The organism is Sphingomonas sp. P4_G2, from assembly GCF_056401155.1.
This window is the reverse complement of sequence record NZ_JBFUJY010000005.1, coordinates 185,318-198,484: the sequence shown is the minus strand read 5'-3', so window position 1 is coordinate 198,484 and position 13,167 is coordinate 185,318. Positions and strand designations below refer to the sequence as shown.

Below are 13,167 nucleotides of genomic sequence, written 5' to 3'. Positions count from 1 at the left end.
TACTATACGATTCGACGAGGCGCTTCTATATCGCCGGCACCCTATCGGAGTCGGACATGCCTCAGCCCTTCATCACCCTGAATGACGGCAGCAAAATTCCCCAGATCGGCCTCGGCACCTATCAAGCTGCGGCCGACCGTACGGCAAAGATGGTCGAAACGGCGCTCGGCATTGGATACCGCCACATCGATACCGCGATGATCTATCGCAACGAGGCTGGCGTTGGCGAGGGCTTGCGGGCTAGCGGCGTGCCGCGCGAGGACGTCTATATCACGACCAAATTGTGGAACACCGACCAGGGCAGGGAATCCGCGCGAGCCGCGTTCAACACCAGCCTCGATCTGCTGAAGCTGGATTATGTCGACCTTTATCTGATCCACTGGCCAGTGCCCGTGCGCGATCGCTACGTCGAATCGTGGGAGACGCTGATTCAGCTTCGCGAGGAAGGCCGCGCGCGCGCCATCGGCGTCTCGAACTTCATGCCTGACCAGATCGATCGGCTGATCGAAACGACCGGCGTCGTGCCCGTCGTCAATCAGATCGAATGCCACCCAGCCTTTCAGCAGGTGTCGGCACGCGCGGAGAATGCGAAACGAAAGGTCGCCGTTCAATCCTGGAGCCCATTGGGACAGGGCGAACTACTCGGCAATGCCGTGCTCGCGGCGCTGGCGGAGAAGCACGACCGTACCGTCGCACAGATTATCCTGCGCTGGCATGTGCAGAACGACCTGATCGTCATACCCAAGACCGTCAACGAGGAGCGCATGCGCGAGAATCACGACATCCTGACCTTCACGCTTGACGCTGATGACATGGCGAAGATCGCGACGCTCGACGACCCTGAAGGACGGATGGGACCCGACCCGCTGACGTTCGAGTGACCCTGTCGGTCGGCTCCGCCGATCGAGAGAAGGCGAAGGCCGCGCTCATCGCCTGGGTCAGCAGATGTCTCTCGCGCCCGGTTATCCGCGTTGTCCGGCGGCTTCCAGGATGAGTTGAGTGATCTCGCCCGGATGAGAAATCAACGAGAGGTGACTTGCTTTCACTTCGATGGTCTTGGCGCCCATGCGCTTGGCCATGAAGCGTTCGAGATCGGGGTTGATCGTCCGGTCTTGCGTCGAAACGGCATAGAAGCTCGGTTTCGACCGCCAGGCCGCGTGCGCGGTCTTTCCCGTCAGCAGGGTCTTTTGGAACGGCTGCTGGACAGCATAGAGCACCCTCGCCTTTTCCTTCGGCAGATCGCCCGCGAAATCGCGCAGGAACGCCGTTTCGCTGAGACGCCCCTCATCGCCGTCATAGACGATCCCCGCGGACGCCGGCGGCGTCGGATAAGTCTTCGCCAACGCGGTATAGTCCTCACCGGCATCCGGCGCCCGCGCCGCCACATAGACAAGCGCCGAGACGTTGGGATGAACGCCGGCTTCCGTGACGATCATTCCGGAGAATGAATGCCCGACGAGCACGGTCGGGCCGTCCTGCCGGTCCAGCACGCGCTGTGCCGATGCGACGGCTTCTGGCAGCGTCGTCAGGGGATTCTGCACGGACGTGGCGTTGAGCCCAGCCGCCTGCAGGCGCGCGATCACCTCGGACCAGCATGAGCCGTCGGCGAACAGCCCATGGACGAGGACGACATTGCGCGCCTTCGTCGGGACCGGAATCGCGGCCATGCCGCGGGCGGCAACCAGCGAGACGGCGGCGCCGGCGGCTAAGCTGGCAGAGAAGGTTCGCCTGTTCATCATGTCGGTTACTCCTTCTCGGCCGGCGTCCGTGGTCCGGCAGGAGAGCGATGCGAGACGATCACCGCCGCCTGAATCGACTATACCTTCTCCGGAACCGCCAGCAAACCGCCGCTATCGAATTGGCTGGATGAATTTCCACCCCAGGCAAAGGAACTACAGAGACGATCGATAGGGATCCGAAACCATGACGTTTAGCATTCCTCGCCGAAATGGCGTTCGCTTTCGGGCTGGCGATCCAGCAAGCGCCATCGGCCTTTTGGCGATTGGCGCCGGCCGCGCCTCGCTCACATCGCCCGTTCCTTGCGCATTCGGGCGCTGAGCGCGCGTTCGGCGGCGCGGGCATAGGCGCGGCAAGCTCCCGGCGCGGTTTGAAATCTGTCCTTGGCGCCATATTGGTCGGCATGCGCCGTGATCAGAATATCGCAACGCATCGCCGCCATCACGGCATAACTGCGGTGAAAGCCGGCGACCAGGGGGCGGCCGGAAGGCGAGGTGAAGCGGTAGCCGTCCGCCGAAACCGGATTGAGGCTCGAGGCGAAAACGACCGACTTGCACTGCCGCGCCTGGCACGAACGCCAGGTCCAGCTCATGCTGCCCATCGTGTGACCCGGCGTGGCGCGGGCGGTAACGACCGTGTTGCCGAGCCGCAGTGTTTCGCCATCGCGAATGACCCGCACCGAGGGTACCGCCGGAAAGCGGCCGTCATAGCCGCGCTGTGGATCGTCGTCGGCAAGGCGCCCGGATCGCAGCCCTTCTGCTCCCCGCGGGCTCGCGACAACCGTTGCGCCGGTATCGCGAGCCAGCGCCGCGATACCGCCGGCATGATCGAAATGCGGCTCGGTGCTGAGGATATATTTGATGTCGCGAGGACGGAAGCCGAGCGTCGCGACATTGGCGAGGATCGTCGGCTCGGCCTGTGGCAACGCCCCATCGATGAGGATCAGGCCATCGCCAGTATCGATCAACGCGACGCTGAGCCCGCCAAAGCCCACAAGATAGCTATTGCCGAAAATGCGGACGGGGGGGCGTGGAGCCAACCATTCCGCGGCCCGTTCCGGGGCGATCGGTCGAGTCAGCGGATCGTCGCGATCGGCCGCAGCGGCGGATCCCACGAGAGTAAGGGCAACAATAGCGGCGAGTTTGACGAGCATGTCCTGTTCTCCTTCGCCGCCGTGATGCCGCCGGGCGGGACGAACGACAAAGCATCTTCTCTGGACAGAGCCATGAGCTGAATTCATGATGAGGCATGGATCGCGCTCGACTCCCGCTCAATGCCTTGCGCGCGTTCGAGGCAGCAGCGCGGCATCTCAATTTTACCCGCGCCGCGATCGAATTGTGCGTCAGCCAAGGGGCGGTCAGCCATCAGGTCGCGCAGCTCGAACATCGACTGGGGACGCGCCTGTTCGATCGGCTGCCGCGCGGATTGGCGTTGACCGACGACGGCCACGCATTGGTGCCGGTGCTGGCAGAGACGTTCGATCGGATCGGAGCGACGCTCGATCGCTATGCCGATGGCGGGTTCCGGGACGCGCTGAGCATCGGCGTCGTCGGCACGTTCGCTACCGGTTGGCTGCTCGAAAGGATGGACGACTTCGCGGCGGCGCATCCGCACATCGAACTCCGCGTGTCGATCAACAACAATCGGGTCGATCTTGCCGGCGAAGCGCTCGATTTTGCGATCCGGTTCGGGGACGGCGCCTGGCATGGAACGCATGCCGAGCCGCTGCTGGAGGCGCCGCTGACCCCATTATGCTCGCCTGCCATGGCGCAGCGATTGCAGGTACCCGCCGACCTTACCCGCGAACGACTGTTGCGATCCTATCGCGCCAGCGAATGGACCCGATGGTTCGAGGCTGCAGGCGCGACGCCCCCGACGTTGCGCGGTCCTTTGTTCGATAGTTCCGCGCTCATGGTTGGCGCGGCAATGACCGGTCTGGGCATCGCCCTTGCGCCGAGGACCATGTTCGCCCGAGAGATAGCTGCAGGCCGTCTCGTCCAGCCTTTCGCTGTCGAGGTCGATGCCGGTCGTTATTGGCTCACGCGGTTATTGTCCCGCAAGAGCCGAGCGGCCACGCGGATCTTTCGTGACTGGCTGTTGGACGAAGCCGCGACGTAATCCGCGTAGTTTTGACAAGGCCAGAATGGGCAACTCACTCCCACTCGATTATTTACGGCACCCATAACGCTTTGATTTTCCTAGTCAAAAAATTTCTTCACTGACGCTATACCGTCAGGCAAACCGTCAAAGATCTGGGCTTTTGAAAACATTGGATTTTTTCGGCCAATGGCGAGGATCGAGGTTTCGCCATCTATCGTCACAAGGTTTGGATTTGGCTAACCCAGCGTTCCTTCGCCACCGCGTGCCGGGCAGCGATTCAATGCCGTAAAGCTATACCGTCAGAGCGCCCCGGACGCCACCCCGCTGGTCGATCGCGGCCTACCCCAGTCCGCTGGGCTAGGGCTAGAAGTATTGTAAGCTTCGTGCTACATATTCCGCCGATCTGTAGCGCGAAGGTGCCAAATGCCAACCCCCCATAACCCCCCAGCGGCCGTGCGCCGGGCCCTGCGCAAGCTCGGGGCGGACATCCATGATGCTCGCCGCCGCCGCAAGCTACCGATGGCGGTCGTCGCAGAACGGGCTTTCACATCGCGCTCAACCCTGCAGAAGGTCGAGGCTGGCGACACCAATGTCAGCATCGGTATTTACGCCGGTGTCCTCCAAGCGCTCGGCCTGCTCGAAGGTCTGACGCAAGTCGCCGACATTAGCAAAGACACTGTCGGCCAAGCACTCGCTAGCGCCGAGCTGCCCAAGCACATCCATCTGAAGCGGTCGCCAGGTTCCTCCCGCGATGGCTGATTTTGAGGTGCATATCGATTTGAATGGCCGCACCCGCCCGATTGGATTGGCGAGGAGCAACCGCGTTCGCGGCACGGAGACGATCCTTTTCGAATATGACGGCAAATGGCTTGAGGACGCTGACCGTTTCTCCCTCGAGCCAGCGCTTGCCCTCACGCGAGGCGCTTACGCTCCCCCCGCCGGACTAGCGACCTTCGGATCCATCGGCGATTCAGCGCCAGATACTTGGGGCCGGCGCCTTATGCAGCGCGCCGAGCGCCGTCTTGCCGAACGCGAGGGCCGCGCCGTCCGCACCCTCGCCGAGAGCGATTACCTGCTCGGTGTCGCAGACGAAACACGGCTCGGTGCGCTCCGCTTTCGCTGGGTCGGCGAAGAAGACTTCCAGGCTCCGATCCGCGCTGGCGTCCCGGCGCTGATCGAACTCGGCCGCCTCCTTGAGATCACCGAGCGCATCTTGCGCGACGAGGAGACGGACGAAGACCTCCAACTCATCTTTGCCCCGGGCTCCTCCTTGGGAGGCGCACGACCGAAGGCATCAGTCATCGACCAGCATGGTCACCTCTCCATCGCCAAGTTTCCCAAGGAGACCGACGACTACAGCATGGAGACGTGGGAGGAGATCGCCCTGCGGTTGGCCAGCCAAGCCGGCATCGCGACCCCACAGCACGAGCTGATCGAAGTGGCCGGCAAGGCCGTCATGCTATCCCGTCGCTTCGACCGCAACGGCGCTATCCGCATCCCCTTCCTGTCGGCGATGGCCATGATGGGCGCAAAGGACGGCGAGCGCGGTAGCTATCCCGAGATCGTGGACGCACTCGCAGAGCATGGCGCCCAGGGAAAAACAGACGCGCACGCCCTCTATCGGCGCGTCGTCTTCAACGTGCTCATTTCAAATGTCGACGACCACCTGCGCAATCATGGCTTCCTGTGGCTCGGAAAGGCCGGCTGGTCGCTCGCGCCAGCATACGATCTGAATCCTGTCCCTACCGATCTCAAGGCGCGGGTCCTAACGACGAATATCGATCTCGACGAAGGCACCTGCTCGCTGGATCTGCTGGAAGCCGCCTCGGAATACTTCGCGCTCACGTCGCCGCAGGCCCGCGCAATCATCAAAGAGGTGGCCACCGCGACCGCCACGTGGCGCGACACCGCCAAGGCAGTCGGCGCCCGCTCGGCCGAGATCACGCGCATGGCCAGCGCCTTCGAGCACGATGATCTCAAGCGGGCGCTCGCACTATGACAAGAACATTCCTTCACAGCTTCGACCCGCCTACCGCGAGCCCCGTCACTGGCACCAGCGTCGATCTCGAAGTCTCGGACATCGAGGACGCCGGCATTCGAGAAGTGCTGCAGACTCCAGGCGCGGCCTATGGCGCTTGGTCCATTCTGGACGCATTGCTGACGCCAACAGGCGTGGGAACGCCGTTCATCTTCAGGGAACCGCTCGGACAGGCGCGCGAAGTGAAGGTAGCGCTCTCCGGCCTATTCGGACGCTTTGTCGCGCGCGCTTATCTCGAACGCTATTTCAATCTGTCGATCTTCGCACATCTCGGCAGCCGGACGATCGATCTCGATCGCCGGCGGCGCGTAAAGGTCACACGCCTATCGCGCGGGGACCTGCCCGACTGGGTCGCCTGCGCCGCCGACCTGTCATCTCTGACCGTGGCGGAAGCGAAAGGCTGCCATGATGTCGGCGGTCCTGCGAAGGCGCTGGACCGAGCGTGGGCGCAAGCCGGACGGATCGACCTCACCGCACGAGGCCGCAAGGTCACAGTGAAACGCATCGCGATCGCGACGCGCTGGGGAATGGCAGCAGCGGGCCCAGCCGATGCTTATCTTTCAGTTCGCGATCCTGTCGACGAAGGCGACTCCATTGAGCCTGCGGAGAAAGACGCCCTCTTCATCGGGCTTCTGCGCCTGCACATCGCCAATCTCATCAAACCGCTTGGTCACAGCGAGCTTGCCGCGACGCTCCACCGCCTTACCCAACAGCCATTCGCGCGAAGGCTCCAGAACGATCTCGGACGCGCCCGGGCGATGCTCGATGCTGCCCCGGTAAGGGAGGTGGAGAAGGCGGATGCCATGGGTGGGCTGATCGGAGGGATCGTCACGCGCGCTGGGCCGGTCGCCGATGCCGATGTCGCGCCCGGCGACCAGGAGGCGCTCGCGCGCCTCAACCTGCGACCCGTGTTTGTTGGAATTGAGCGAGACCTCATCCGAGCCGCCATCGACGCGGACCCACAGGTCGTGCGCGTCCGCCTGAGCCAAACCGTGCGTCCGGACGACTTCGCTCGTCCAGACCGCGCCGGTGGCTGGATCGTGCCGCTCGGCGAGGAACGACGCATCATAGGCGGGACCTGACCAGGGCATCAGCGAACGTAAATCACGGAGAAACGGCCGGCCAAACCAGACACGGCAAGATCAGGGGGCAGAAAGATGGAAGCGCAGGAGAATGATCTCTCGAACGAGGCGGCAGCGCTCGCAGACATACTCAAATGGTCGGCGGATCTCCCAGCGTGGCAGCGCGACACGCTGCGTCGGCTCTGCAGTCAGACAAAACTAGAAGCCGCCGACATCACGGCGCTGGTCTCGATCTGCAAGGCCGTAGAGCAAGGTGTCCCGCTCGACGCGACCCACGTCCGCGACCCAGCCGCGAGCCACGCGGTCGTTACGCTCGGAGCGCTCCACGGCTTGTCCAATGTCAACGCCCTTGCCTCCGGCGAGCGACTCTCCTTCGGGAAAGTCGGTCTCACCGTCATCTACGGCGACAACGGCGCCGGCAAATCGGGCTATGCGCGCGTGCTGAAGCAGCTCTGCCGGGCGCGTTCGCCGAAAGGCGATGGTATCCTGCCTAACATCTATGCGGCCACGAGCGGCACCCCCGCCGCCAGCATCGACTTCTTCATCGGCGGGCAGAGGCGTAGCGCAGCCTGGACGCAAGGCACCCCGGCGGATGCCATGCTGTCGGCTGTGAGCGTGTTCGATTCACGCACTGCCAATGTCCATGTCGAGAACACCAACGACCTAGCCTACACGCCGCTCCCGCTCCGCATCCTCGCCGGGTTGGCGCAGGCCTGCCAAGACGTGAAGGCCAAGCTCGCGGCCGAAATCAAGACGCTGCAGGACCAGACGCCCGCAGTCCTGTCGAAGCCGGACTGCAAACCAGTCACGACCGTCGGCAAGCTGATCGCCGGCCTGTCGGGCAAGACGAAGCAGGAAGCCATCGACAAGCTGGCGGGCCTGACGGCCGAAGAAGAAACCCGGCTTCAAACGCTCAGCACCGATCTTGCCAGCGACCCTGCGCGCACCGTTCGCCAGCTCCAGGCGCAGGAAGCCCGGATCAAGTCAGCGATCGAGAAGCTCGAGCGGCTGATCGCCGCCGCGACAGACGAAAGTCGGGCAGCGCTGCGCGCGGCTCACACGCACCTTGCGACGACGCGCTCTGCCGCCGCGGCCGCCGCCGCCAACCTGTTCGCCGATGAACCGCTGCCCGACATCGGCTCGGACGTCTGGAAGGCACTGTGGGAGGCCGCCCGGGATTATTCACGCACCTCCGGCTATCCCGAACGTCCGTTCCCCGTAACGGAAATTGGCGCCCATTGCGTCCTTTGTCAGCAGCCGCTGAGCGAGGAAGCCTCGAAGCGCCTTAGCAGCTTCGAGGCTTTCGTGCAGGACGAGAGCAAGCGCCGCGAACAGGAAGCCGCGGGCGCATATGACGAGAAGCTCGACGAGGTTTCGGCGCAAGCCGTCTCCATGAAGGATATTGCGGCGATCGTCGCGACGATCCGCGATGATGTCGGTCAGGAGCAGGTTGCGAACGCTCTTCGCCGCGAGATCCTCCACCTCGCCTGGCGGCTGCGCGCCATTGTGAGAACCCACGGCCTTGCGGTGCTTCCTGACCTTCCGCCCCCAGGCACCATTTCGCTCGATCCGCTGCGCACGGCGCTTAACGGCATCGCCACGCGCATCGGAGGCCTGCAGTCCGAGGCCAGCTCCCCACAGCGCGCCGCTCTCATCGCCGAGCGCGACGGCCTCGCCGATCGCAAATGGCTCGGCGTGGTGAAAGCCGATGTGCTTGCCCAGATCGAGCGCCTCAAAGCCATCGAGGCGATCGAGAAAGCCAGCAAGGACACCGCGACGAACAAGATCACCACCCAGAGCGCTCGCATCGCCCAGGCGCTGGTCACCAACCGTCTGCGCGGAAGGTTCGCGATCGAGGTGGACAAACTCGGCGTCGCCGGCCTCGCCATCGAACTTCAACAGGCCAAGACCACGGCCGGCGTCCCCTTCTTCCAGGTCCGGCTGATCAACAAGCCGAGTGAGCTGGTCGGCAAGGTCCTGAGCGAAGGCGAGCATCGCTGCGTCGCGCTCGCCGCCTTTCTTGCCGAGCTGTCGACGATCGATGCGCAATCAGCGATCGTGTTCGACGACCCCGTCTCTTCGCTCGACCATTTGCATCGCGACAGAGTTGCCGCGCGACTGGCCGAGGCCGGACAGACGCGCCAGGTCATCGTCTTCACGCACGACATGGCGTTCTTGCTCCTCCTCGATGAAGCCTGCCGGGCGACCAAAGATCGTGAAGCGACGCCGGTGGCATACCGCCTGATCAGCCGTGGGACGGAAAACGCGGGCTACTGTCATCAGGACCCGCCAGCCAACGTCATGCCGCTCGAAAAGGTGATCGACGGAATGAAGACGCACCTCGCCAACGTCAAAATCCATCACGAACGCGGCGACCAGGCGAAGTGGCTGCGCGAGGTCACGTCCTTCCAGGACCAATTCCGCACGAGCTGGGAACGCGCCGTCGAGGAAGTGGTCGGGCCGGTGATCCGCCGCTTGTCTCGCAAGGTCGATACGACGGGCCTGATCAAACTCACCGTCCTGACCGACGCCGATTGCACCGCTATGCGCGAAGCGTTCGGCCGCTGCTCCGCGCTCCTTCACAGTCAGCCTGGCGAGATTAATCCGCGGCTACCCGCGCCGTCGGTGATCGAAGCCGAAATCGTCGCGCTGGAAAAGTGGATCGCCGATATCCGGTCGCGGCAGGAGAAGGCCGCATGATGATGAAACTTCAGGCTAAGCAGCCTCGCGTTGGAGGCGCGCTTTCATGGTGAAATGGTCCGAGCTCAAACGGGCGTCCGATGCCGTCCTCGCCGTCTGGCCCCACTACCGGCCCTTGTTCGAGCGTTGGTTCATGCAAGAGCTCATCGACAAGGGTGAGCTGGCGCCGATCTGGCGCGAGCGCATGCTGCCAGGCGACAACGATGCGGTCTTTGCCGACCACTATCCGGATCGCGAAGCTGCTGTCGCAGCCGCCAATGCGCTGAATCCTTCCTTGCGGCAGGCGCTCTCGGCTCGCCCCATGGATGCGATCGTCAAGCGCTCGCTCGAACTGAAGATCGACAAGGCCTTGCAGGCCAAACAGCGTCTGCAGGACGAAGAGACCTTGATGTTGGCGGAAGCCTTGCGCCGTCACGTCAACGACGAGCGTCCCGACGCCGCGTCGCTGAAACTTGCGCCCGAGTCCGAGCGCTATCGACACGACCTCGCCGAACAACTGGCGGAAATGCCGTATCTGAAGGTGGCCAAGGTCGGTCGGTCGAACAACCGCTGGACCCACTCCCTTCTCTATCAGGGGCCGGACGCCGTTTGGTCGAAGCCCTACCACGCCGGCGAGAAGGCCGCGCTGACAGCCGAACGCGCGAAGATCGCCAATGGATTTGATCTGAGCGCCAGCACCCATTGGGGTAAGACCAAAGCCAGGATTCGCCAGATCCTGCTGCCGCGTGCCAACCAACTGCTTCAGCTCGCGAGCGTGCAGCGGATGCTCGCAGAGGCTTTTGCGGGTGGCGAACGCGTGCTGGTCTCCAACGGCATTGTCTTCTGGTACGAGCCGGATGGTGGCATCGGCTGGCAGGTCAAGGAAACCTCATCGACGCGCGAATCCGAAGGCGCCACGATTTGGAAGGAAGGGACGATCCTTTCCACCAATCACGGCCGGCTGGTCGTTCTGCCCTACATCAAGGAAGGCGGCGAGCAAGTTCGCGGCCACACCAAAAACGGACCGAATGATGGACGCGCCTTGCCCCGTCATCGCGACCACTATGTGGAGATCCCGTTCCAGCTCTACGACGGCGATCTCATGATCGGCCTGCTCGGAGAGCTTCCCTATGAATGAGGTGGCGCGATGAGCCTGCAATGGTTGTTGGCGAAGGCGCCCGGGTTTCAGGCGCTGCCGGAGCAAGATCGCGCCGCAATCTTCAACTTCACCTTCCTGTGGAGTTTGTTCGAGGCGCAAATCATGGGCAATTTCGCCCGTGCCGACCGCATTTGCGCTAAAGTGGATGAATGGCGCGCCGCCGGCGTACTCGAAGCCGAGCAATATGATGGCGAGCTCGCCTATTTCCGTCAGCGCTACTTCGCCGACGGGGCATTCACACCTCACTTTGCGCATCTGCACCTACGGCCTGCCGATCAGCCCGACACGGTTCGATCCGTGCTCGACGGAAGCAATGATGATCCACGCGATCGTCTGCTGACCGTGGTGATGATCGTATGGCGGTTCCGCAACAATCTTTTTCACGGCGAGAAGTGGGCGTACCATCTCGACGGCCAACTTCAGAACTTCACCCACGCCAACGCCATCCTCATGCGGCTCCTTGAGCGGCACGGGCAATTGGCCGCGTAGCGTCGCTTAGCAGGGTCGGCCGAGCTTTCGCTTCAAGGTCTGGAGCGCTGTCTCCGCCTTTTCGGGTCCTAGCCAAGCTAAGGCCCGCACGTCCTCGCCGGCAGGCCTCTGCGCCAGCGCAAGTGCCAGCGGGGAAGCAGCCTGTGGACGCGCTCAACGCTTGATTGACAGCCACTTATAACCGGTCATATTTGCCCGGTAAAGGAGCCACCATGTTGACCTATAGCCCCGAAAAGTTCGCTTCGCTCTACGCGACCGATCTCGGTCAGCGAATCTGGGCGTTCCTTGCACAGCCCGAAAACGTTGCGCGGCTTGAAACAGCATCGGAACTGGGAAAGCCCGCCGTCGAGGGGCTAGGGGAACAGCTTCTTGCTGAATTTCGAGAGGACGTCCTTGTCGATCGCGTCAAGCAGATGGTCGGCCACATGGTCCGGCAAATCCTTGAGCAGCGCGACTGGGTGCTCGACCAAAGCGACGTAAAGGTCCAGTCCGTCCCCTTCAGCAAAGCGGCGCGCTATCGTCGACCCGACTGGATCACGTTTCACGCCTTCAGGAACACCACCGATCCCCGGGACGTCGTTATTACCGACAGGCGGCAGAATCCGCAGCTGCCGGGCGACGCGAGGTGGAGCTATTACGCCACCTTCGCGAGCCCGCTGAAGGCCGCAGTGGCATTTGGCGTCGGCGACATCAAGCAGCTCCGGCAGCAGGTCCACACCCAGGGTTTCCGGCGCGTGCGCGTCGAACGCATGCTGCGCCGCGCCTGATGGGGATCGACCAATGACCGAGCTTCCAGCTGCAACCGTCGCCGCCGACTTTTACGATAAGCACTATGCTGGCGCTGACCCGATCTTCCTTCAACCCGGCATGAAACTCATGCTCGGCAGCCCCGAGCGACCAAGGCATTGCCGTTTCTGCGGCAAAGACGAGCCGGAAGTCACTTTCAGGGACGAGGCCCACGCACTACCGGCTGCGTTCGGCAACACGGGCCTGTTCAGCAACTACGAATGTGACGCCTGCAATCACCTGTTTGGCGAAGGCATCGAGAACCACCTCGGTAATTGGTCCAAGCCGATGCGCACTCTATCCCGCATCAAAGGGCGGAACGGCGTACCGACGATCAAGAAGCCTGGTCCAGGCCAGGGCTGGCGGTTGGAGCACGCCGATGGCGGCTTCCAGTTGAAGGAATATGAGGACGACCCCTTCTTCGAGATCGACGAAGAGGCGAAACAGGTTCGCTTTGAGTTGCACCGCGACACGTATGTCCCGGTGGCGGCGTTGAAGGGCCTCGTCAAAATCGGTCTCACCCTGATCCCGGACGTCGAGACGCAGCATTTCCCCGAAACCTTCGACTGGATTCGCGACACCGATCACGCGCGCAACTTCGTCGCCGAATTCCCAGTTATCCGGACCTTCATCCCCGGGCCGATGCGCAACGATCTCATCGTACTCATGCTCATGCGCCGACGGGCCGGCGTCGATACCGTCCCCTATGCCTTCTTCACCTTCGCCTACGGCAATGAGGTGCTGCAGGTCTTCCTGCCCTCGCTGTCCCAGGACAAGTGTATTGACGGCGTACCGCTGACACTCACCCCCTTCCCCACTCCGGGGGCGCCGGACCCGGCCCGGCACGGCAATCCGAGCATCAAGGTCGAGACCCTGACCGGCCGCGAACCCGCCAAGGGCGAGAAGGTGCCTGCGGTGTTCGGCTTCGAGTCCGTCGCGCAGAGGACCCCTAGCCAGGCCGAGGATGGAACTTGATCTGTGCGCCGGAGAATAGCCAACAATCTTTGTTCATGTTATGTTCTATTATGGGCGGTCGCGACTTATCCAGGTGCGACAAGCCGATCGGCAGACGCGACATGAGGTTCACGATAATTCAA

Annotated in this window: 12 protein-coding genes; 10 read left to right on the top strand and 2 right to left on the bottom strand. The window is 63.0% G+C overall.

Going from position 1 to position 13,167, the window contains the following annotated elements; all coding sequences use genetic code 11:
• The first annotated feature begins 56 nt into the window (after window positions 1-56).
• Window positions 57-881: an aldo/keto reductase gene (locus AC1DRD_RS15565; RefSeq protein WP_478042048.1), complete on the top strand. Its 825-nt coding sequence runs from the start codon at window positions 57-59 to the stop codon at window positions 879-881.
• A gap of 81 nt (window positions 882-962) precedes the next feature.
• Here the strand turns inward: AC1DRD_RS15565 and AC1DRD_RS15560 are convergent, their stop codons facing one another.
• On the bottom strand, window positions 963-1,739 hold the full coding sequence (locus tag AC1DRD_RS15560) for an alpha/beta fold hydrolase (protein ID WP_478042047.1): 777 nt from the start codon (window positions 1,737-1,739) through the stop codon (window positions 963-965).
• A gap of 284 nt (window positions 1,740-2,023) precedes the next feature.
• Window positions 2,024-2,890, bottom strand: a complete 867-nt coding sequence (bla, locus tag AC1DRD_RS15555; RefSeq protein ID WP_478042046.1) for a subclass B3 metallo-beta-lactamase — start codon at window positions 2,888-2,890, stop codon at window positions 2,024-2,026.
• Between the two features lie 95 nt (window positions 2,891-2,985).
• Between bla and AC1DRD_RS15550 the strand changes: the two genes are divergently transcribed.
• The 9 genes from AC1DRD_RS15550 (at window position 2,986) to AC1DRD_RS15510 (ending at window position 13,045) form a co-directional block, all read left to right on the top strand.
• The gene (locus AC1DRD_RS15550; protein WP_478042045.1) at window positions 2,986-3,855 is read left to right on the top strand and encodes a LysR substrate-binding domain-containing protein; all 870 of its coding nucleotides are present in this window, start codon (window positions 2,986-2,988) and stop codon (window positions 3,853-3,855) included.
• A gap of 405 nt (window positions 3,856-4,260) precedes the next feature.
• Complete coding sequence (locus tag AC1DRD_RS15545; RefSeq protein ID WP_478042044.1) at window positions 4,261-4,596, top strand: helix-turn-helix domain-containing protein; 336 nt, start codon at window positions 4,261-4,263, stop codon at window positions 4,594-4,596.
• Window positions 4,589-5,836 (top strand): type II toxin-antitoxin system HipA family toxin, encoded by a 1,248-nt coding sequence (locus AC1DRD_RS15540; protein ID WP_478042043.1) that lies wholly within the window; start codon window positions 4,589-4,591, stop codon window positions 5,834-5,836. The genes AC1DRD_RS15545 and AC1DRD_RS15540 overlap by 8 nt, the downstream gene beginning before the upstream one ends.
• On the top strand, window positions 5,833-6,957 hold the full coding sequence (locus tag AC1DRD_RS15535; protein WP_478042042.1) for a hypothetical protein: 1,125 nt from the start codon (window positions 5,833-5,835) through the stop codon (window positions 6,955-6,957). Before AC1DRD_RS15540 ends, AC1DRD_RS15535 begins: the two co-directional genes overlap by 4 nt.
• A gap of 75 nt (window positions 6,958-7,032) precedes the next feature.
• Window positions 7,033-9,657 (top strand): AAA family ATPase, encoded by a 2,625-nt coding sequence (locus AC1DRD_RS15530; protein ID WP_478042041.1) that lies wholly within the window; start codon window positions 7,033-7,035, stop codon window positions 9,655-9,657.
• A gap of 46 nt (window positions 9,658-9,703) precedes the next feature.
• Window positions 9,704-10,774 carry a hypothetical protein gene (locus AC1DRD_RS15525; protein WP_478042040.1) on the top strand — a complete coding sequence of 357 codons (1,071 nt, stop codon included), beginning with the start codon at window positions 9,704-9,706 and terminating at the stop codon, window positions 10,772-10,774.
• Window positions 10,775-10,783: 9 nt separating this feature from the next.
• Entirely contained in the window at window positions 10,784-11,284 is a 501-nt protein-coding gene (locus AC1DRD_RS15520) for a hypothetical protein (RefSeq protein ID WP_478042039.1), read from the top strand.
• A gap of 212 nt (window positions 11,285-11,496) precedes the next feature.
• Window positions 11,497-12,051, top strand: a complete 555-nt coding sequence (locus tag AC1DRD_RS15515; protein WP_181268345.1) for a hypothetical protein — start codon at window positions 11,497-11,499, stop codon at window positions 12,049-12,051.
• A 13-nt stretch (window positions 12,052-12,064) separates the two neighbouring features.
• A complete protein-coding gene (locus tag AC1DRD_RS15510; RefSeq protein WP_478042038.1) occupies window positions 12,065-13,045 on the top strand; it encodes an HNH endonuclease in 981 nt (326 codons plus the stop codon).
• Window positions 13,046-13,167 lie beyond the last annotated feature (122 nt).

What these genes read in the sequence shown, in the direction of transcription:
- AC1DRD_RS15565 (WP_478042048.1), top strand. Translation starts at nt 57, where the DNA reads ATGCCTCAGCCCTTCATCACCCTGAATGACGGCAGCAAAATTCCCCAG.
- AC1DRD_RS15560 (WP_478042047.1), bottom strand. Translation starts at nt 1,739, where the DNA reads ATGATGAACAGGCGAACCTTCTCTGCCAGCTTAGCCGCCGGCGCCGCC.
- bla (WP_478042046.1), bottom strand. Translation starts at nt 2,890, where the DNA reads ATGCTCGTCAAACTCGCCGCTATTGTTGCCCTTACTCTCGTGGGATCC.
- AC1DRD_RS15550 (WP_478042045.1), top strand. Translation starts at nt 2,986, where the DNA reads ATGGATCGCGCTCGACTCCCGCTCAATGCCTTGCGCGCGTTCGAGGCA.
- AC1DRD_RS15545 (WP_478042044.1), top strand. Translation starts at nt 4,261, where the DNA reads ATGCCAACCCCCCATAACCCCCCAGCGGCCGTGCGCCGGGCCCTGCGC.
- AC1DRD_RS15540 (WP_478042043.1), top strand. Translation starts at nt 4,589, where the DNA reads ATGGCTGATTTTGAGGTGCATATCGATTTGAATGGCCGCACCCGCCCG.
- AC1DRD_RS15535 (WP_478042042.1), top strand. Translation starts at nt 5,833, where the DNA reads ATGACAAGAACATTCCTTCACAGCTTCGACCCGCCTACCGCGAGCCCC.
- AC1DRD_RS15530 (WP_478042041.1), top strand. Translation starts at nt 7,033, where the DNA reads ATGGAAGCGCAGGAGAATGATCTCTCGAACGAGGCGGCAGCGCTCGCA.
- AC1DRD_RS15525 (WP_478042040.1), top strand. Translation starts at nt 9,704, where the DNA reads ATGGTGAAATGGTCCGAGCTCAAACGGGCGTCCGATGCCGTCCTCGCC.
- AC1DRD_RS15520 (WP_478042039.1), top strand. Translation starts at nt 10,784, where the DNA reads ATGAGCCTGCAATGGTTGTTGGCGAAGGCGCCCGGGTTTCAGGCGCTG.
- AC1DRD_RS15515 (WP_181268345.1), top strand. Translation starts at nt 11,497, where the DNA reads ATGTTGACCTATAGCCCCGAAAAGTTCGCTTCGCTCTACGCGACCGAT.
- AC1DRD_RS15510 (WP_478042038.1), top strand. Translation starts at nt 12,065, where the DNA reads ATGACCGAGCTTCCAGCTGCAACCGTCGCCGCCGACTTTTACGATAAG.